Origin of the sequence: Shewanella sp. Arc9-LZ (assembly GCF_010092445.1) — a bacterium.
In the GTDB taxonomy this organism is placed as follows: domain Bacteria; phylum Pseudomonadota; class Gammaproteobacteria; order Enterobacterales; family Shewanellaceae; genus Shewanella.
Map to the genome: position 1 here is coordinate 3673431 of NZ_CP048031.1, position 19688 is coordinate 3693118.

At 41.6% G+C, this 19688-nt stretch carries 14 protein-coding genes; 5 read left to right on the top strand and 9 right to left on the bottom strand.

The window, feature by feature from the left end:
- Positions 1 to 135 precede the first annotated feature (135 nt).
- Together GUY17_RS15725 and nhaA are read right to left on the bottom strand one after the other, a co-directional pair.
- Entirely contained in the window at positions 136 to 522 is a 387-nt protein-coding gene (locus tag GUY17_RS15725; protein WP_101086342.1) for a hypothetical protein, read from the bottom strand.
- Positions 519 to 1694, bottom strand: coding sequence for a Na+/H+ antiporter NhaA (nhaA, locus tag GUY17_RS15730; RefSeq protein WP_101086341.1), 1176 nt, complete (start codon positions 1692 to 1694; stop codon positions 519 to 521). The genes GUY17_RS15725 and nhaA overlap by 4 nt, the downstream gene beginning before the upstream one ends.
- Positions 1695 to 1910: 216 nt before the next feature.
- On the opposite strand from nhaA, the gene GUY17_RS15735 reads away from it, so the two are divergent.
- Positions 1911 to 2762, top strand: coding sequence for a thymidylate synthase (locus GUY17_RS15735; RefSeq protein WP_101086340.1), 852 nt, complete (start codon positions 1911 to 1913; stop codon positions 2760 to 2762).
- Between the two features lie 81 nt (positions 2763 to 2843).
- Here the strand turns inward: GUY17_RS15735 and GUY17_RS15740 are convergent, their stop codons facing one another.
- The 3 genes from GUY17_RS15740 to rppH all read right to left on the bottom strand — a co-directional run bounded on the left by GUY17_RS15740 (position 2844) and on the right by rppH (position 6515).
- Positions 2844 to 3644, bottom strand: a complete 801-nt coding sequence (locus GUY17_RS15740; protein WP_101086339.1) for a sulfite exporter TauE/SafE family protein — start codon at positions 3642 to 3644, stop codon at positions 2844 to 2846.
- An 87-nt stretch (positions 3645 to 3731) separates the two neighbouring features.
- A complete protein-coding gene (gene ptsP / locus GUY17_RS15745) occupies positions 3732 to 5972 on the bottom strand; it encodes a phosphoenolpyruvate--protein phosphotransferase (RefSeq protein WP_162023690.1) in 2241 nt (746 codons plus the stop codon).
- Positions 5973 to 5996: 24 nt separating this feature from the next.
- The gene (rppH, locus tag GUY17_RS15750; protein ID WP_011638393.1) at positions 5997 to 6515 is read right to left on the bottom strand and encodes an RNA pyrophosphohydrolase; all 519 of its coding nucleotides are present in this window, start codon (positions 6513 to 6515) and stop codon (positions 5997 to 5999) included.
- Between the two features lie 762 nt (positions 6516 to 7277).
- Between rppH and mutH the strand changes: the two genes are divergently transcribed.
- Together mutH and GUY17_RS15760 are read left to right on the top strand one after the other, a co-directional pair.
- On the top strand, positions 7278 to 7946 hold the full coding sequence (gene mutH / locus GUY17_RS15755) for a DNA mismatch repair endonuclease MutH (protein WP_162023691.1): 669 nt from the start codon (positions 7278 to 7280) through the stop codon (positions 7944 to 7946).
- Positions 7947 to 8470: 524 nt separating this feature from the next.
- On the top strand, positions 8471 to 9493 hold the full coding sequence (locus tag GUY17_RS15760) for an adenylate/guanylate cyclase domain-containing protein (RefSeq protein ID WP_174839649.1): 1023 nt from the start codon (positions 8471 to 8473) through the stop codon (positions 9491 to 9493).
- A 201-nt stretch (positions 9494 to 9694) separates the two neighbouring features.
- Here the strand turns inward: GUY17_RS15760 and oxyR are convergent, their stop codons facing one another.
- From oxyR to GUY17_RS15775, 3 genes are all read right to left on the bottom strand, one after another.
- The gene (gene oxyR, locus GUY17_RS15765; RefSeq protein WP_162023693.1) at positions 9695 to 10612 is read right to left on the bottom strand and encodes a hydrogen peroxide-inducible genes transcriptional activator OxyR; all 918 of its coding nucleotides are present in this window, start codon (positions 10610 to 10612) and stop codon (positions 9695 to 9697) included.
- Positions 10613 to 10806: 194 nt separating this feature from the next.
- Positions 10807 to 11172 carry an Hpt domain-containing protein gene (locus tag GUY17_RS15770; protein WP_101088857.1) on the bottom strand — a complete coding sequence of 122 codons (366 nt, stop codon included), beginning with the start codon at positions 11170 to 11172 and terminating at the stop codon, positions 10807 to 10809.
- Between the two features lie 296 nt (positions 11173 to 11468).
- Positions 11469 to 12437, bottom strand: a complete 969-nt coding sequence (locus GUY17_RS15775) for a TIGR01212 family radical SAM protein (RefSeq protein WP_162023694.1) — start codon at positions 12435 to 12437, stop codon at positions 11469 to 11471.
- A gap of 522 nt (positions 12438 to 12959) precedes the next feature.
- On the opposite strand from GUY17_RS15775, the gene gltB reads away from it, so the two are divergent.
- Both gltB and GUY17_RS15785 read left to right on the top strand, forming a co-directional pair.
- Positions 12960 to 17408 (top strand): glutamate synthase large subunit, encoded by a 4449-nt coding sequence (gene gltB / locus GUY17_RS15780; protein ID WP_162023695.1) that lies wholly within the window; start codon positions 12960 to 12962, stop codon positions 17406 to 17408.
- A gap of 5 nt (positions 17409 to 17413) precedes the next feature.
- On the top strand, positions 17414 to 18820 hold the full coding sequence (locus tag GUY17_RS15785; protein ID WP_162023696.1) for an FAD-dependent oxidoreductase: 1407 nt from the start codon (positions 17414 to 17416) through the stop codon (positions 18818 to 18820).
- Between the two features lie 193 nt (positions 18821 to 19013).
- Here the strand turns inward: GUY17_RS15785 and GUY17_RS15790 are convergent, their stop codons facing one another.
- A complete protein-coding gene (locus tag GUY17_RS15790) occupies positions 19014 to 19682 on the bottom strand; it encodes a flagellar brake protein (protein WP_162023697.1) in 669 nt (222 codons plus the stop codon).
- Between the last annotated feature and the right edge of the window lie 6 nt (positions 19683 to 19688).

Here is a 19688-nt window from a genome sequence, read left to right on the forward strand (position 1 = left end):
CCGCTACTTCTATTGCTCATTAATCTATACCAATCAACGACAATATTAGTTCACCATAGATAGTTCACCATATTGATTAGCCAAGATTAGTCATAAAAAAACGCAGCCAAATGGCTGCGTTAAGTAAAGACGTAGTTACTGACTCCGTCGGCAATCCATCAAACTAGTGATCACTGACTCAAGCTCATCACTGTTATTGACATTGTTCAACGACACCTGCTCTGTGAGTGCTGATACAATTTCAGATTTCACCGGTATATGACTAGCGCAATAATTCAAATTCGCCGATTGATAACGTTTACCTGCTCGGTATTTTAGTGCTCTTGACTCGTAATCGTTAGGATCTATTCTTTTCTTTGCCAAATCATCACGATACATTAGTGCACCATCTACCACACCTTCTAGATAACTTTGGCAAGTCGGTGAATCAGATGATTCTAAGCAAACATTAAATGATTCAGCCGATACAGGAATAACAAAACTGGTCAGTAGTATTCCAAAGGTTAATTTATTCAATTTCATGATTTTACTCCATTTTCAGGCAGTACCTTGGCCAACCAAAAGTAGCCAATCACAGCCGCAAATAACGATCCTGTTAAAATACCTAGTCTTGCATAATCACCAAATGCAGCGGGTGAGTTCTCAAATGCTAACGAAGCAATAAACACCGACATGGTAAAGCCGATACCACACATAACAGCAACCGGTATGATATGCCTCCAACCAATACCTGGTGGTAGTTCAGCTAACTTAAGTTTTACTGCTAAATAACTAAATAACAGCACCCCGATCGGCTTACCCAACAACAGACCCATGATGATACCTAGGGTGATAGGTTCAGCAAATGTATCAAATGACATATTAGTTAATGACAGACCAGCGTTGGCAAAAGCAAATACCGGCAGGATCATAAAGGTGCTCCAAGGGTGCAACTTATGCTCTAAATGCTCAGATGGCGAGGAACCATCTTTTGCTCTAAGTGGAATACAAAATGCAATAATCACTCCGGCCAATGTCGCATGTACTCCAGACTTCAATACTGCAACCCAAAGAATAAAACCGAGTAAACCGTAAGGCAGAATTGAACTGACTCCTTTCCTGTTCAGTGCGACCATCAGCACGATCGATACCGCGGCAATAACCAAACTAAGCATTGATAAATCAGTGCTGTAAAACAGAGCAATAATAACAATGACTCCTAGATCGTCAATAATTGCCAGTGCTAACAAAAACACTTTTAACGCCACGGGCACACGACTACCGAGCAGTGCCATAATACCTAGCGCAAAGGCGATATCAGTAGCAGCAGGAATAGCCCATCCGATCTGAGTTTCTGGGTTTGAGTAATTAAATGCTAAGTAAAATAATGCCGGAAACACCATGCCACCAATCGCAGCAAAGCTGGGCAATGATGCCTTAGCTACGCTCGATAGCGCACCTTCAAGTAATTCACGCTTTACTTCTAAACCGATTAATAAAAAGAATAATGCCATCAAGCCATCATTGATCCACAGTAAAAGCGGCTTATCGATATCAAGATCACCTACTCTAAGCTGCACTTCGGTGCCTAAGAAATCTTGATATACACCCGCTAACGGTGAATTGGCTAAAATCATCGCCAATGCGACGGCAACGATTAATAAAATGCCACCCGCAGACTCTTGGCTTAAGAAGTTCTTAATTGCTCGTTCCATATAACACTCCTAAAAAAACAATGGGATCAGTCTATCTGATATGTTCAAACAATAATAATCGATTGTTTCTTGATGTTAACTCGGCTTAACCGAGGTGTCGATCGTAAAGTTAGCTCTAAAAGTAAAAATAATTAATTGAACCTGCATTTCATTTGGCAATGATTTGCCGGCCTTGATTAGGTATAATCGATAAAAGCAACAAAGGAATTGGGACCAATGAAACAGTATTTAGACCTGTGTAAACGCATTGTCGAAGAAGGCGAATGGGTTAATAATGCACGAACAAACAAAAAGTGCCTAACTGTCATTAATGCCGACTTAGTTTATGATGTTGGTAACAATCAATTCCCTTTGGTGACCACACGTAAAAGCTTCTGGAAGTCTGCCATAGCGGAGATCCTCGGTTATTTACGTGGCTACCAAAATGCGGCCGATTTTAGGGCATTAGGCACTAAAACATGGGACGCTAACGCCAATGAAAACCAAGCATGGCTAGATAACCCAAACCGTAAAGGGCCCGATGATATGGGACTGATATACGGAGCGTTAGGGCGTGCATTTCCAAAGCCTGATGGTGGTCATGTCGATTTACTGCAACAAATCGTCGATGATCTCAGTAATGGTATAGATAATCGTGGTGAAATTTTAACCTTCTTGCACCCTGGCGCATTTGACTTAGGCTGCTTACGACCATGTATGTACGAGCACCATTTTTCATTACTCGGTGATACTTTATACCTTAACAGCACACAACGCAGTTGTGATGTCCCATTAGGGTTAAACTTTAATATGGTACAAGTATATGTATTGCTTGCGTTAATGGCTCAGATTACTGGCCATAAACCGGGTAAGGCATACCATAAGATAGTCAATGCTCATATTTACGAAGATCAACTCGAACCAATGCGAGATGTTCAGCTCGCGCGTGAACCCTTTGCATCGCCTAAGTTAATCATCAATCCAAAGATTAAAACCCTAAAAGACATCGAAACCTGGGTAACCTTGGATGACTTTAGCGTTGAAGACTATCAACATCACGATGCGATTAAGTATCCTTTCGCAGTGTAATAGCTGTTAGGTTAACTAAAAACGCCTTTGTTCAACTACTTGAACAAAGGCGTTTTTGTAATCATTTAGAACAATTTAGAATTAACTTAATAGTAGTTTTAGCCCTACCACAACAAGCAAACAAGCAAATATTTTTTTCAATACTGGTGTCGGCCAAGAACTCGCCGCTTTTACGCCAATAGGCGCACACAACATGGAACTAATGATAATGCCGATTAATGCCGGCAAATAAATAAACCCGACCGAGCCTTCGGGTAAATTAGGTACATCGAAACCTGCGATAATATAACCAATGGTACCGGATACTGCGATAAGCATCCCGGTTGCCGACGAAAACCCAACAGCTTGACGCATTTGCAAACCGCAATAACTTAAAAATGGCACCAGCAGAACCCCGCCACCAATGCCCATTAAACCAGCAATTAACGCTATCGCTGTCGATATCACCAGTAACACGGCAAAATTTGGCATACTGCCACCCGTTTTGACTTTAAACGGAAATGCCATTTGTACAGCCATTAACACCACAAAAATAGCAAAAGCCTGTTGCAAATCATCTGATGCAATTTGCTCAGACACAAAAGCTGATGCTAACGACCCTATTACAATACCCGGAAATATAGGCTTAAATAGCTCCCAAGGTATATTTCCACGTTTGTGATGCGCGGTGGCTGATGACATAGACGTTAAAATAATCGATGCCAGTGACGTAGCGATAGCGACATGAGTAATTTGGGTTGAACTGATACCTACTGAAGGTAAAATATACAATAGCGCAGGTACGATAATTAACCCACCACCAATACCTAACAGCCCAGCCAAAAAACCCACGACAGAACCTAAAACAAGGCAAATTAAAAATACCTGCAGTAAACTATCCACGATGACATCCTTAAAATGACGCTTGATTATGTTACGAACCACTAGGAAAATCATTTAAGGTTTTCCGAAGCAGATTCAATCGTACTGCTAATCGATGTTGATTAAATCTAAAAGGTTATGTTTTCGCAAGAAACTGGCTAACAAGCCGCGAACCTGGTTTCCATTTGACTGTTGTAAAATAGATCCTAATAACTCAGTGAGCTCTTGCTTTGATACACGCCTGAGTAAAAAATTGATTCTGGCTAAGCTGCCTTGGTTCATACTAAGTTTGTTATAGCCCATTGCGACTAAAAGCAGTGCACCATAAGGTTCACCCGCAAGTTCACCACAAACACTCACATCTAAATCATACAATTTACACTCATCGACAGCTCGTTTAAGTGCCCTAAGAATACCTGGATGATAACTATCAAATAACGAACTCACACTCGGATTATTACGATCGACGGCCAGTAAATATTGCGTTAAATCGTTACTGCCCACCGACACGAAATCGACCCGTTTTGCCACATCTTGCAATTGATACAACAATGCAGGAACTTCAAGCATAACGCCGACCTTCGGCCTCACTAAAATAGTCTTTAGTTCTTGGCTTAGTTCGGTAAACGCTTGCTCTAAATATTTTAATGTTTGATCTATCTCATCCAGATTACTCACCATTGGTAGTAATATTTGTAATTGATTGCCGTTTCCAGCAGCTTGCAGCATCGCGCGCAATTGCACTAAAAACAACTCAGGATGATCAAGCGATAAACGAATGCCACGCCAACCTAAAAACGGATTGTCTTCTTTAATTGGAAAATACGGTAACGGTTTGTCGCCGCCAACATCCAATGTACGCATGACAACAGGTCTATCACCAGCGGCACTCAATACCTGACGATATACATTGATTTGTTCACTTTCGCTCGGAAAGCGTTGATGGAGCATAAAGGGAATTTCAGTTCGATACAGCCCAATACCATCTGCGCATTCAGCAATTTCAGAAGCGATACCACTCAATAAACCTGCATTTAAATACAAATGGATCCGCTGACCATCTGTAGTCACTGATGGTAGGTTTAATTCGGCAGAAAATTGCTTTTGCTTTTCAACATCGGCATCAATCAGTAATTGGTACTCTTCAATCACTGCTGGCGATGGCGATACCAATAGCTGGCCACGATTCGCATTGAGGACTAATAGTTTTTGATCGATGTCGATTGATAACACATCATCAACGCCAACAATGGCAGGTACACCCAGGGCTCGCGCTAAAATAGCCGCATGAGCATTAACCCCACCACGCTCAGTGACAATACCAGCGAGCTTTTGCCGTGGAAACTCAGCCAATAAAGTGGCATCCACTTCTTTAGCGACTAAAATAACCGGTTTATCTGGCTCTAACTCTAACCGACCCGGTTCAATAAGCTGTCGAAGTAGTTTTTGCCCAAGCTCACGAATATCACTGGCGCGCTCTTTTAGATATGGATCTTCCATTTCTAAAAACTGTTTGATATAGCGCAATGACACTCGGCTTACCGCAGACTCAGCCTGCCAGCCTAAAGCGACTTCACGGGCATATTCACCACCAAGGCTAGAGTCGTCTAGCAATAATTGAAATGCGGTAAAGATAGAGGCCACATCAGCAGACTTTTCACGCTCAAAACGTTGCGATATAGACGACAACATGTCTTTACAACGCTGCATGGCCAACTTTAAGCGCTGAATTTCAACATCTATATCGAAGCAGCTGACCTCGGGTTGTTCCAGAGAAATAACACCGCCTAATACCAGGCCATGAGCAATCGCAATACCACTTGATGCATTAACACCACTGAAAACCACTTGCTGTTGCACATTAGTAACAGCCGCTTTGTGTTTCAAGCTGCGCACAACCACCGCCAACTGAGCGGCTAAGGTCATTAAAAATGCTTCTTCACTTTCACTGAACTGACGGGCTTCTGGCTGTTGCACCACAATAACGCCCACAACCTGTTTTTGAAAAATAATCGGCACAGCCAAAAATGCACGATATTCTTCTTCTTCAGCTTCGGGAAATAATTTAAAACGAGGATGAATACGGGCATCGGCAAGATTAACGGCTTCTTCACGCTCAGCAACTAAGCCTACTAAACCTTGCGATAATGGCATGCTCACTCGGCCAACGGCAGATTGTTGTAAACCTTCGGTAGCGGATAACACTAGATGTTGTTGTTCAAGGATATAAATAGAACAGCAATGAGTAGCCATCGCTAATCGAGTTTGTGACACTAATATATTTAATGCACTTTCAAGGCTGCTGGCTCTGGCAACAGCTTGAGTGATATCCCTGAGCATATTTAACACTGTTTCAATCCTCTTTGAAATCAGTTAACTCCGTTGTTTGCTTCGTTTTTTACTAAACTCGCGCGTTTGCAGCGCTAATGTCGTCGATGCGAACTCTTTCATTACCTTTCTATATACGTCGCGCTTAAAAGACACAACCTGACGAACAGGATACCAATAACTCACCCAACGCCAATCATCAAACTCAGGATGACCAGAAGAATTCAAGTTAATAGTATTATCGTGACCTTTCAATTGTAGTAAAAACCATTTCTGTTTTTGGCCAATGCAAACAGGTTTGCTTTCTTGGCGTACCAAACGCTTGGGTAACCGATAACGTAACCAAGATCGAGTGGATGTTAAAATTTGAACATGCTCAGGTCTGAGTCCCACTTCTTCGTAAAGTTCGCGATACATGGCTTCTTCTACTGATTCGCCATCATCTAACCCACCTTGTGGAAACTGCCATGAATGTTGACCAAAACGTCTGGCCCACATAACTTGTCCAAATTTATTACAGATAATGATGCCCACATTTGCGCGAAAGCCGTCGCTATCAATCACATGGACTCCAAAAATAACAAATTTTATATCGTCTGATTGTTTCACAAAGCATGCCTATCGGCAAACCTCTATTTACTGTGGATAATTGAATAACAATGTTAATAAATCAAAATTATCAACAATTAAACCAAGCTACCCTGTGGATTATCCACAAAATCTGTGGATATCTCTGTTCGAAACTTTGCTAAAGCTTGATAACAGGCTAAAATTTAGTTGCACCCTTTCTAAGGTAAACTGCTTTTTATTATAATATACTCTAATATAATTAGTAACTTAAAAAAAATTGTAAATTAACATTATAGCAAATCGCCGCTATCGTACAAAAAACAAACAACACCAATTAAGATAGCCAATCACTCATTTAGCAACTTAAGTTATACACAAATAACAAGGCTTATTTTAAATTAAACCCGCTAAAAAGCTGTTTTATTGCGTTGACTTGGTGTTTTTAATCAGTTAAAGACAGGTTTTATTACACTTATCCATTAAATCTGTGGATAAGTATGTGTGAAATGTAGGGGAAAAACGAGTGTAACTCGGGACAAGTATAATATAAAAACAACCACAACCTAAAAAGAACTTTTAAAACAACCAATTACAAAGGAATTCAATCAAATAACTTTAACCAACTAAAACATGGTCGTTTTTCAACCACATCGCAAATAACTAACTAAACTTGTTCTCGACGAATATTACTTGATAGCATAGCCTGTTGATTTTGATCGTCTATTCATTCTTTTTTCCAGAGGAAAATACTCATCCATGGCTAAATCATCGCCATTAGATATAAGCGAATTAATGCAAAGAGCGCACAATATGGCTGGCATTCGTTTAGCTGATATTGCGGCCGATAATGACATCATTGTACCAGCCGATTTACGCCGAGATAAAGGTTGGGTAGGCCAACTGATTGAATCTGAATTAGGCGCGCTGGCAGGATCAAAGCCTGAACAAGACTTTTTACATTTAGGAGTTGAACTCAAAACGATCCCGATTGATCGCAAAGGCAAACCGCTTGAGACCACTTATGTCACAGTGGCACCGCTGACAAACATTCAGGGTATGACTTGGGAAAACAGTTTGGTTTATCATAAATTGCAGAGAGTGTTATGGGTTCCTATTGAAGGCGAACGTAGTATCCCAGTCGGTGATCGTCGTATAGGCACCCCCATATTGTGGCAACCGAATACGGCACAAGCCAGACAGTTGCAACAAGATTGGGAAGAGATAATGGAGTTAATTGCACTAGGTCAAGTTGATAAAATTACTGCTCGTCATGGTGAAGTACTGCAATTACGTCCAAAAGCAGCTAATAGCAAAATACTCACCGAAAGCATCGCCGAAGACGGCAGCATTCAGTTATCTAATCCCCGAGGCTTTTACCTTAAAATTGATTTTACTCAACAGATATTAACCAATGCCTTTTCATAATCTGCCATTGTTACATTGCTTGCTATCTAGGGTCTGTTGATCATTAACATCAATTTTTCAGTGGTACATGGCAATGTTTTACAAAGCAGAGCTTACGACATCTCGTGATACAACATGAGTAAGCGATAACACACAGAAACAAACCACAAATGCAGCTCAAACGAACCGGCTAAAGGGTGTTTTTAATCTTTATCGAATAAATTGGTGACAAACCGTTAGCCTAATTGGAAGTTTCGTCTCTAATATTTATGCCGCCTTGTTAAATAAATAACAAGCCGTTTATCTCGAACAAATTTCAGCCACTAAAGTTCAACAAGCCCTAGTAATGTTGAAAAAACTTTGCGTTAGTACACATATTTCTTCACTTCTATTGATCTAAATCACAAATAAACTATCACATGTAAGCAAATTTTCTATAGACTACCCCCCTTATATACTAAGTCATTTGGGCAACCACATCCTCCGTGAAAGCACGCCGTCAAACTCAAAAATTATTGTTCGCTATTTTTGCCTGGTGTGTAGCAATGGCTTCTTTCGTTTTTTTTCGCTACTCACAATCATCGCAACTGCCTGAATGGGCTGTTGGCAATGCCGATCTCGCCACGCTTGCCATAATGATGGGTGTTGTATTTGGCGGCTTGCATTGGATGTCCAATCTCATTGCAGATTTTAGCGCCATCAGCCGTTTACCTTATTTATTTTCAGTGGTGTTTAAAGGATTGTTTTTGCTCCTTGGGGCAACAACCTTGGCGTATGTGACACAATTTTTAAACATGTGGGCCATAGAGAACCACATGGTGACATTACGACAAATGCTCACAGTGCAGATTATTTATAGCCCATCGTTTCAGGCATTAGTGGTTTATCTTGTTGTGGTAAGGGTCAGCTTAGCTTTTATCGAACAAATGTCGCTGTTGGTTGGCCCTAAAGTCTTGCTCAATATAGGCCTTGGCAAATACCACAAACCACGTTACGAGCAACAATTATTCTTATTTATCGATATGGTCTCATCAACAGCTCATGCAGAAACCTTAGGTGATTATCGCTTTAGCCGCCTAATTCAAGATAGCTTTAGCATGTTAGCGGACACAGTAACCGATAATGAAGCTGAAATTTATCGTTACATGGGTGATGCCGTACTTATCCACTGGCCATTAGAGCAAGGTATTAAACAAGACCGTTGTATGAATATCTATTTCGAATTTTGCCAGCAATTGCAGTGGCAAAGGCAATATTTTGAACAGCAATATGGTTTTGTGCCAAAATTTAAAGCTGCGGCGCATTGTGGCCAAGTTGTAGCTGCGGTAGTCGGCGTACATAAGCAAGAGATTAGTTTTTTCAGTGATGTATTAAATACCTTGGCACGGCTACAAGACCAATGTAATCCGCTCGGTCAACGAATGTTGCTGTCTGGAGATGTGGTACATCGACTTGAGCAACAAAATAGTCAATATGATCTGACTGATTTAGGCCCCATCATGCTTAAAGGTAAAAAACATCCGACTGAAGTGTATGGTGTTGCCCCAAGAAAATTGACCAACGCCTAAAACTGAGGTTAATTGAGTTTAGTTAAGCTCAATTTCAATCATAAACATGCCTGAAACGCACAGTGCTATGCGACAGATAACAAAAAGGCTATTGACGCTTCAATAGCCTTATTAACGACACAAATCGCACCTTTGATATTACTAACCTGAAATAAACCATTTTATCGATTCATCCCATCTCTCATTTATCCCAAGTTGCGGTTAACCTGGTAACGATTGTGCTAGCAGCTTTTGTTGAATCGCTAAGCCTAAGGTTCTAAACGTTGAAATACGGCTGGTAGTTTTACGCCAAACTAAGCCAATATCACGATAAGGAGCTTCACCCGGCGGATCCATTGCAACAAGATCAGTATCAGTTAAAATACCGGTATCAATGGCCATTTGGGGTAAAAATGTGGTGCCTAGTTTACTGTTTACCATCTGCACCAAGGTATGCAAACTGGTTGCAGCAAATGGATTGATTTTGGCACTATCACCCAATTGGCATGCTGTTATCGCGTGACCGGTAATGCAATGTTCAGCTTGGAGTAAAAAGATGCTTTCGTCTGGCATTTTTTGATAGTCAATGGGTTGCAAAAATTGTTGCGATACCTCTTTATGCATCACCATTTTAAACGGATCGATGCCGACTTTCATACTATGAAAACCACTGGTGTCGACAGGTAACGCTAATATTAATAAATCCAACTCACCTTTTGCTAAGGCATCTAATAGACGCTCGGTCGTGTCTTCTTTTAATAACAAACTGAGTTTGGGGTAGTCTTGCTGGCATAACTTAACGACTCGGCTAAGTAAGAAAGGCGCGATAGTGGGAATACAGCCTAAACGAATTTCTCCGGTCATCGGTTCGCCTTGATTTTTCACTAATTCAACTAAGTCATCAACATTAGTTAAAATATTTCGAGCACGCTCAACCACTTCTTCACCGATAGCGGTAAACATAAATGATTTATGATCACGTTCAATCAACTGATAACCCAGTTGTTCTTCAAGGTTTTGGATACCACTAGATAAAGTCGATTGACTCACAAAGCACATCTTAGCAGCACGATTAAAATTTTGCTCTTGATGTAAATGAACCAAATAATAAAGGTTCTTGAGGCTAGGAAGATTTTTCATATAAACGATTACCCTTATCCATATTAATTCAAATAATGAATTAATTTAGCCAAAATAACAAGACACTGATGGTCAATATTGAACAAACGGCCATAAAAAATGCCTCTTCAATAAAGAGGCATTTCAACAAACCGATTGTAGGCACTAATGTAGATGTTAATCTAAACTGATTATGCTGCCTACTCTACTCGTAATTACGCTTTCGCTTCTAAGTAAACTTTCAGTTGTTGTAAATCTTGTGCAGCATGCGCAACGATTTCAGCAAGCCATACTTTATGTTCTGTTTCCCATTTAGCTTCTTCACCGTGTTGTAGTAACTGTGAAAATTGCTGAATGCGTTTAAGGCCAACAGATCCTGCTGCACCTTTAAATTTATGAGCTTCTGCACATAACGTTTCTTTATCATTTGCATCGCCAGCTTTCACTAGGCTACTGACATACTCAGGCATTAACTGCTCGAATAACACTACGCTTTTCAATAACGTTCCAGCACCAATGGCACTGATATATTGCTCAAGCGTATTGAGATCCAATATTGAGTCTAACTGCGTTGTGGCCATAAAGGCACCTCTATCAAAATCTAACTCTATAAAATTACAAATATGATACCGAGTAAAATACCCTATGCAAGGCTTGCCAATATTTAGCCGCTATTTAATGGTAAAAAATCACATTTTTACAACATAACTACTCAACTGGTATTACCAATGTTTAAAAAACACTCACTTTGGTAATGTTTCGTCCAATTTATAACTAATAATAGCGATTAGTCTGATACATCTTCACAAAACCTAGCGCTATCTTTACTTTGTCCATATTCAGCAGAGACATAATATATCTGCCTAAATACACCACACTAGGCCGTTTTACTTTGGCTAAACATTAATGCACTGCCTTGGCCACCGTATTCTTTAAGCTCATCCACAATGGCTACTAGTCCGTCCCATCTAAATGCGCACCAATCAGGGGCGAGTAACATTGGTTTTTTGGCATAGGCGGTTACGCGGTGAAAGATAATCTCTTTTGGGGTGTGGCGGATAAGTTTTGCCGCCTCATAGGCATACTCTTCAAGACTCATTAGCGGCATAGGATGATAGCGCCATTGTTTCGCCATAATACTGCCTTCTACAATATGCAAAGGGTGCAGTTTTAGTCCGTCAACACCAATTCCTAATACGGTTTGTAAACTATTAAAATAGTCAGCAGATGTTTCACCCGGCAGCCCTAATATTAGATGGGTACACACCTTAATACCTTTAGCGCGAGCCTTTTTAACTGTCTGACGATACTCACACAATTGGTGACCACGATTAATCCGTTTTAACGTGTGATTATTGGCCGTTTGTAGGCCAAGTTCCAACCACACCTCAATACCTCTTTGTTGATACTCAACGAGTAAATCAAGTACTTCATCGGGTACACAGTCAGGACGAGTGCCTATATGAAGCCCGACAATATCGGCATCTTCAAGTGCTTGATCATACTTTTGCTTTAGCACTTTATACTCGTCGTAAGTACTGGTATAAGCTTGAAAATAAGCGATGTATTTAGCGGTAAGAATAGAATTAACATCCGCAGAGGTAGTACATTTTTTTGCAGATTGGGCGCGTACTTTACCTTCGGTTAACTGCATCGCAATCGGCTGTTCTCTACCTTGTTCGCCACTAAATGAAACAACATTACAAAAAGTACAACCGCCCACCCCTAACGTGCCATCTCGATTGGGACAGGTAAATTGGCCATCAATAGTTAATTTTTTTACTCTTTGGCCATATAAATGTTTGCAATGTGCCCCAAACGTATTAACGTAATCATCTAAACCCACAACTTACTCTCATCATCATTCCAAAGTTCGCCAGTGTAGTCAGACGGTAAACATCTGTCTTGGTGCTAAATCAATAAATGCTCTATCAATTCAAGCGCTCGTTAAAGTTGTGCACAAACTCAAAAAACGTTTAAAACAATTTAAGTAATTTATACATCACCTAAAATGAATATTTAGTCATTTAGAATAATTTTTTACCCAAAGACTGTATTTGAAATAAAATTCACTATTTTTATTTCAAAAATAATTCCCTGCTGTTGTTACAAAAAGGTAAACAATTGTTTGAATGTTTTCTAAAATTCTTTTTATTCAGAACGTTATAGGTGATATATCACAGTTTACGTTAACGTAAGGTTGGTGGCTTATAACGATTTTTTAGTAATAATATTTCAGTTTGTTGCATTTTTTTGGTTTGACCTTTATTCATTCTCAGTTTAATTTGAATGGTTCGGGTGCATATCTATGGATATTCTTCAAATTTACCCCGAGTCGTATCAAGTAGAGGTTTAGGGGGTTTTTTGTATGAGCTTGTATCATCCCAGTTTTGAGCGTGACAATTGCGGATTTGGTTTGATTGCACAAATGGACGGCGACGCGAGTCACCGCATTGTGCGTACCGCGATTCATGGTCTCGATCGAATGAAGCATCGTGGTGGTATTGCAGCTGACGGACGCACAGGTGATGGCTGTGGTTTATTAATGCAAATGCCTACAGATTTTTTTGAAGCTATTGCGGCAGAAAACGATTGGCATTTAAGCCGAAAGTTTGCCGTAGGTATGCTATTTCTCAGCCAAGATGAGCAACGCGCTGATGAAGCGAAGTTTATCTTAGAAAAAGAACTACAACGAGAAACACTCAGTGTCGCTGGCTGGCGTAAAGTACCGATTAATCCGGATGTCTTGGGGGAGATTGGCCGGGAAAGCTTGCCACAAATTTATCAAGTATTGATCAACGCGCCGGTAGGCTGGCGGGAAAAAGATCTTGAGCGTCGCCTATATATGGCTCGTCGCCGTCTTGAACAACAGATCACCGATGACAAAGACTTTTATGTCGCCAGCCTTTCTGGACAAGTCATTGTCTATAAAGGCTTAATGATGCCAGCAGATCTGCCATCATTTTATACCGACCTAGCAGATATTCGTTTGAAAAGTGCGATTTGCTTATTCCACCAGCGCTTTTCAACTAACACATCGCCAAAGTGGCCATTAGCTCAACCGTTTCGATACCTCGCTCATAACGGCGAAATCAATACCATTACCGGTAACCGCCAATGGGCAAGAGCGCGCGCCTATAAGTTTAATTCGCCTTTACTACCAGATTTACAACAAGCCGCCCCTTTTGTTAACGAAACAGGTTCAGACTCGTCTTCTTTAGACAATATGCTTGAAATGTTGTTATCTGGAGGGATGGATTTATATCGAGCCATGCGCTTGCTTATTCCACCTGCATGGCAATCAAATCCTGAAATGGATGACGAGTTAAAAGCCTTTTATGATTTTAACTCAATGCACATGGAGCCGTGGGACGGCCCTGCAGGCATTGTAATGACCAATGGTCGCCATGCTGCCTGTGCGGTAGATCGTAACGGTCTACGCCCTTCTCGTTACGTTATAACCAAGGATCGTATCCTCACCTTAGCGTCTGAAGTCGGTATTTGGGATTATTCCGCCGATGAAGTGATTGAAAAAGGCCGCGTTGGGCCCGGTGAGTTACTAGTACTCGATACCTTGAATGGTCGTTTGTATCATTCATTTGAAATTGATAATGACTTAAAGCGTCGTCATCCTTACAAAGAGTGGATGGCTAAAAACAGTCAGACATTGATCCCTGCTGAGGATATGGCTCCAACCAAACAAGGTTCAAGTGGTTTTGATAGTAAAACATTACTGCAATATCAAAAACAGTTTGGTTTTACCCGTGAAGAATTAGAACAAGTTATTTGGGTACTTGCGAGCAAAGGTGAAGAAGCCATTGGTTCAATGGGTGATGATACGCCTATGGCAGTATTGTCGAAAAAGTCGCGTTCACTATACGACTATTTCCGTCAAAAATTTGCTCAGGTAACCAACCCGCCTATTGATCCATTACGTGAAAAACACGTGATGTCGTTAGCCACTTGCGTCGGTCGCGAGCAAAATCTATTTAGCGAAACCACCGGTAATGCTTACCGAGTGATGTTCAATTCACCGATTTTGTTATTCAGTGATTTTAATCAGTTACTGGGATTAGACAGCACTAACTATCGCGCCAACACAGTTGATTTAAACTATGATGCCAATGAAACACTAGAGCAGGCTATTCGCCGTATTACCGACGAAGCTGAACGCTTAGCTCGCAGCGGCACAACATTGTTAGTATTGTCTGACCGTGCAGTAGCGAAAAGTGCTCAAGTTATCCCTGCCGCTATGGCTGTGGGTTCTGTGCAAACTCGATTAGTCGATAAAAGCCTACGTTGCGACACTAACATTATTGTTGAAACCGCTTCAGCACGCGATCCGCATCATTTTGCGGTATTAATTGGTTTTGGTGCCACGGCTATCTACCCTTACCTCGCCTATGAATCTATTTCAGCGATGGCAAAACTGCATCAAGTCGATGATGTAACCCATTTAATGCTTAACTTCCGTTACGGCATTGAAAAAGGCTTACGTAAAATCATGTCTAAAATGGGCATTAGTACCGTAGGTTCATATCGTTGTAGCCAACAATTTGAAGCTGTGGGTTTAGCCAGTGATGTGATTGAGTTATGTTTTAAAGGCGTGATAAGCCGTATTGAAGGTGTCAGTTTTAACCATATTGCCGATGACCAGAAAATACTCCATACCGCCGCCTATCGAGCCCATGTACCGTTACCACAAGGTGGTTTATTAAAGTACGTTGAAGGTGGTGAATATCACTGCTTTAATCCAGACGTAGTGAATACCTTACAAGCATCATTAAAAGACAAAAACTATGCTGAGTACAAAAAGTTTACTCACTTAGTTGATGATCGCCCAGTGGCCACTTTACGTGATTTAATTGGTATTAAAGGTCAACTTAACACCATTGAAATAGACACGGTAGAAGGCGCTGAAAAGCTTTACTCTCGCTTTGATAGCGCAGCCATGAGTATCGGTGCATTAAGCCCTGAAGCTCATGAAGCGTTAGCGGTTGCGATGAACCGTCTTGGTGGACGCTCAAACTCAGGTGAAGGTGGCGAAGATGCACGTCGTTTCAATAGCGAACGTAACTCGGCCATCAAACAAATTGCATCGGGTCGCTTTGGCGTGACCGCGCATTACTTAGTTAACGCTGATGTGCTGCAAATTAAAGTAGCTCAAGGTGCAAAACCGGGTGAAGGTGGGCAATTACCTGGCCATAAAGTTAGCGTTGAAATCGCAGGACTTCGTCATGCTCGTCCAGGTGTGACCTTGATTTCACCGCCGCCACACCACGATATTTACTCAATTGAAGATTTAGCTCAGCTGATTTTCGATTTAAAACAAATCAATCCAAAAGCCTTAGTGTCGGTCAAGCTAGTATCAGAACCCGGTGTTGGCACCATTGCAACCGGTGTTGCAAAAGCCTATGCCGATATGATCACCATATCAGGTTACGACGGTGGCACTGGCGCAAGCCCTATCACCTCGGTGAAATACGCCGGTTCTCCTTGGGAGCTTGGTTTAGCGGAAGTGCATCAGTCGTTAGTAGAAAATGGTTTACGTCATAAAATCCGTCTACAAGTGGATGGCGGGTTAAAAACCGGCACCGATGTTATTAAAGCAGCCTTATTGGGTGCCGAAAGCTTTGGCTTTGGTACAGTGCCGATGATTGCGCTTGGGTGTAAATACTTACGTATTTGTCATCTTAATAACTGTGCGACAGGTGTCGCAACCCAAGATAAAAACTTACGCGAAAACCATTATCACGGCTTACCAGAACGTGTCATGACCTACTTTGAATTTGTGGCTCAAGAAGTGCGTGAATGGATGGCTGCATTAGGGGTAACTCAGTTCGAAGATTTAGTCGGACGAAGCGACTGGTTATATACACTTGAAGGTCAAACAGACAAGCAACGTGGTCTTGACCTTGCGCCAATTTTATATAAACCCAAAGTGCAGGCAAACTCGTCACTCACATGGAAAGAAATTAACCCTCCATCTGATATTGGCAAGTTAAACCAAACATTGGTTGCAGATTGCAGTGCTGCAGTTGATGCGGGTGAACCGTATTCAGGTCAATATGCAATCAACAATACCGACCGTTCAGTTGGCGCGGCATTATCTGGTTATATTGCAACTAAAATTGGTGTCGCAGGCGCAAAACAACCAATCAAACTTGGCTTTAGCGGTAGTGCAGGCCAAAGCTTTGGCGTATGGAATAGCCCTGGCCTTGAACTTAAGCTGTGCGGCGATGCTAATGATTATGTCGGCAAAGGTATGTCTGGCGGTAAGATCGTTATTCACCCACCTATTGGTAGCCCGTTCCAAAGTGAACGCAGTGCCATTATGGGGAACACCTGTTTGTATGGTGCTACTGGCGGCAAACTGTTTGCCGCAGGTCAAGCGGGTGAGCGTTTTGCTGTGCGTAACTCAGGGGCCATCGCGGTCGTTGAAGGAACGGGTGACAATGGTTGCGAATACATGACCAGTGGTATCGTGGTTATCCTAGGCAAAACGGGGGTCAACTTTGGTGCGGGGATGACTGGCGGATTTGCCTATGTATTTGATCAGTTTGGTCGCTTTAATCGCCGAGTAAACACCGAAATGGTCGATACTCAAAAATTAGAATCGACCATCCACCAGCAACACTTAAAAGGCCTGATTGAAACTCACTATGCTGAAACCGGCAGTGAACATGCTCATATGATTTTAAGTGATTTTGAAAACTGGTTGGATTGTTTCGTATTAGTTAAACCAAAGAATATTGCCGTTGCTGACCTGCTAAAAATTGAGCAGAAGAGTCCGGAATTAGTAGTAAAGGCAGGGTAATTATTATGAGCAATGACTTTCAATTTATAGAAGTGGGTCGAGTAGACCCCATTAAACTTGAAGCGAAAAAACGTGCTACACAATTTATTGAAATTTATCAGCCGTTTACGCAACCAGAAGTAAAACAACAAGCCGATCGCTGTCTTGACTGCGGTAACCCGTATTGCGAATGGAAGTGCCCACTGCATAACTACATTCCAAACTGGTTAAAACTAGCAGAAGAAGGTCGCATTATGGAAGCGGCAGACTTGGTGCATGAAACCAATACTCTGCCAGAAATATGTGGCCGGGTATGCCCACAAGACCGTTTATGCGAAGGTGCTTGTACCTTAAACGACGACTTTGGTGCGGTCACCATTGGCAGTGTTGAAAAATACATTACCGATACTGCAATTGCCCAAGGCTGGCGCCCAAACATGAAGGATGTGACGCCACGTAAAGAGCGTGTTGCCATTATTGGAGCGGGTCCTGCGGGTCTTGGCTGTGCTGATGTGTTGGCTCGTAATGGTGTGCAAGCCGTGGTGTATGATAAATACCCACAAATTGGTGGTTTACTCACTTATGGCATCCCTTCTTTCAAGCTTGATAAAGATGTTATGGCCACTCGCCGTTCAGTGCTTGAAGGCATGGGCATTCAATTCAAAATGGGTGTGACTGTCGGCAAGGATGTGAGTTTTCAAAGCCTATTAGACGAGTACGATTCTGTCTTTCTGGGTATGGGTACTTACACGGCCATGAAAGCTAAACTGCCCAATGAAGATGCTCAAGGCGTGATTCAAGCGCTACCGTATCTTATTGGCAATACTCATCACATTATGGGTACTCAAGACGACGCTACACCCTATCTAAGCCTTGAAGGTAAAGATGTGGTGGTGTTGGGCGGCGGTGATACTGCAATGGATTGTGTGCGTACAGCCATTCGTCAAGGCGCGAAGAGCGTGACATGTGCTTATCGTCGTGACGAAGCCAACATGCCGGGCTCTCGCCGTGAAGTGCAAAATGCGCGTGAAGAAGGCGTTAACTTCTTATTTAATCGTCAACCAGTGGCAATTAAAGCTGAAAACGGTCAAGTAGTCGGGATTGAATGTGTTGAAACTCAAATGGGTGAAGCTGATGCTAGTGGACGTCAACGCGCCGAAATCATTGCTGGTAGTGAGCAAGTATTAGCAACCGATGCGCTGATTATCGCCTTTGGTTTCCAAGCGAGCCCTGCTGCTTGGTTTAGTGATTTTGGCATTGAAACCAACGAATGGGGATTAGTTAAGGCCAAGAAAACCGACGACAACCCTTTCCAAACCACTAACCCTAAAGTGTTTGCCGGTGGTGATATGGTGCGAGGTTCTGATCTCGTTGTAACGGCTATAGCAGAAGGACGAGATGCTGCATTAGGCATTTTAAACTATTTAGATTAACAGCTTGCTAGCCCTATATAGGGCTAAAGACAGGCTAAAGGTAGCTTACCTTTAGCCTACTTTCAGACTAACAATAAAAGCTGTAATACCGTGTTTGCTTGTGAATTTTCGCGCATCTTTTGATGCGTTTTTTTTTATCTTTTTTAAGGACGATGATTCACACGGATAGCCCACAACTAGGATTCACTTAGGGTCATGATTTTGTAGTTGAACTGACTAAAAAATAGCTGAAAATATTATCTTTTAATTGTGGATGCTCATCTGAAAACCTCACCCCTATATTCAATACACCTTCAATGTTTTGAACTTTGACCATGCTACCCGTTAAGATCCCTGAAAGATCAGTGTTAATAGAGATAGCCACATGTATCTCTTCGCCTTGTTCAATATTCACCGTTTTGGCGTCTACCGTCAGTAAGCAGCCAGTAGAAGAAAAGTCGAGCATTTTTGCACTGATTTTATTGTCATTGTGCATAATAAACACTTCTTGCTCGATATTAACTCGCAACTGCTCTCTGACTTTTTTCTTGATGATGGTTTTAGGTACACTAAGGCACAGCATTCTAATCGGTTGATTAACCACAGAGAATATGGTCGACTTAAAAGCAATAATGTCTTTAAAACCACTATTCGTCATCGCCCTTACCACAATTTCAGCATTCACTAGCATATGTTGATAAGCCTCAGAAAAACCTTTATTAGGATACTCAATCAAGATAAACCGCCCAACCTGATAACCAATTAAGCTCGAACGTGACTGCACTGTTTTACCATTGGCAAAATGAATTTCAATAAACAATTCCATACCTATGTCAATTAGGCGAAGATCAGCATACAACGAAGCACTTACTGGCGTTGTCATTGGTTA

Coding starts and splice junctions, on each gene's coding strand:
- GUY17_RS15725 (WP_101086342.1), bottom strand. CDS start 522: ATGAAATTGAATAAATTAACCTTTGGAATACTACTGACCAGTTTTGTT.
- nhaA (WP_101086341.1), bottom strand. CDS start 1,694: ATGGAACGAGCAATTAAGAACTTCTTAAGCCAAGAGTCTGCGGGTGGC.
- GUY17_RS15735 (WP_101086340.1), top strand. CDS start 1,911: ATGAAACAGTATTTAGACCTGTGTAAACGCATTGTCGAAGAAGGCGAA.
- mutH (WP_162023691.1), top strand. CDS start 7,278: ATGGCTAAATCATCGCCATTAGATATAAGCGAATTAATGCAAAGAGCG.
- GUY17_RS15760 (WP_174839649.1), top strand. CDS start 8,471: ATGGCTTCTTTCGTTTTTTTTCGCTACTCACAATCATCGCAACTGCCT.
- oxyR (WP_162023693.1), bottom strand. CDS start 10,612: ATGAAAAATCTTCCTAGCCTCAAGAACCTTTATTATTTGGTTCATTTA.
- GUY17_RS15770 (WP_101088857.1), bottom strand. CDS start 11,172: ATGGCCACAACGCAGTTAGACTCAATATTGGATCTCAATACGCTTGAG.
- gltB (WP_162023695.1), top strand. CDS start 12,960: ATGAGCTTGTATCATCCCAGTTTTGAGCGTGACAATTGCGGATTTGGT.
- GUY17_RS15785 (WP_162023696.1), top strand. CDS start 17,414: ATGAGCAATGACTTTCAATTTATAGAAGTGGGTCGAGTAGACCCCATT.
- GUY17_RS15790 (WP_162023697.1), bottom strand. CDS start 19,682: ATGACAACGCCAGTAAGTGCTTCGTTGTATGCTGATCTTCGCCTAATT.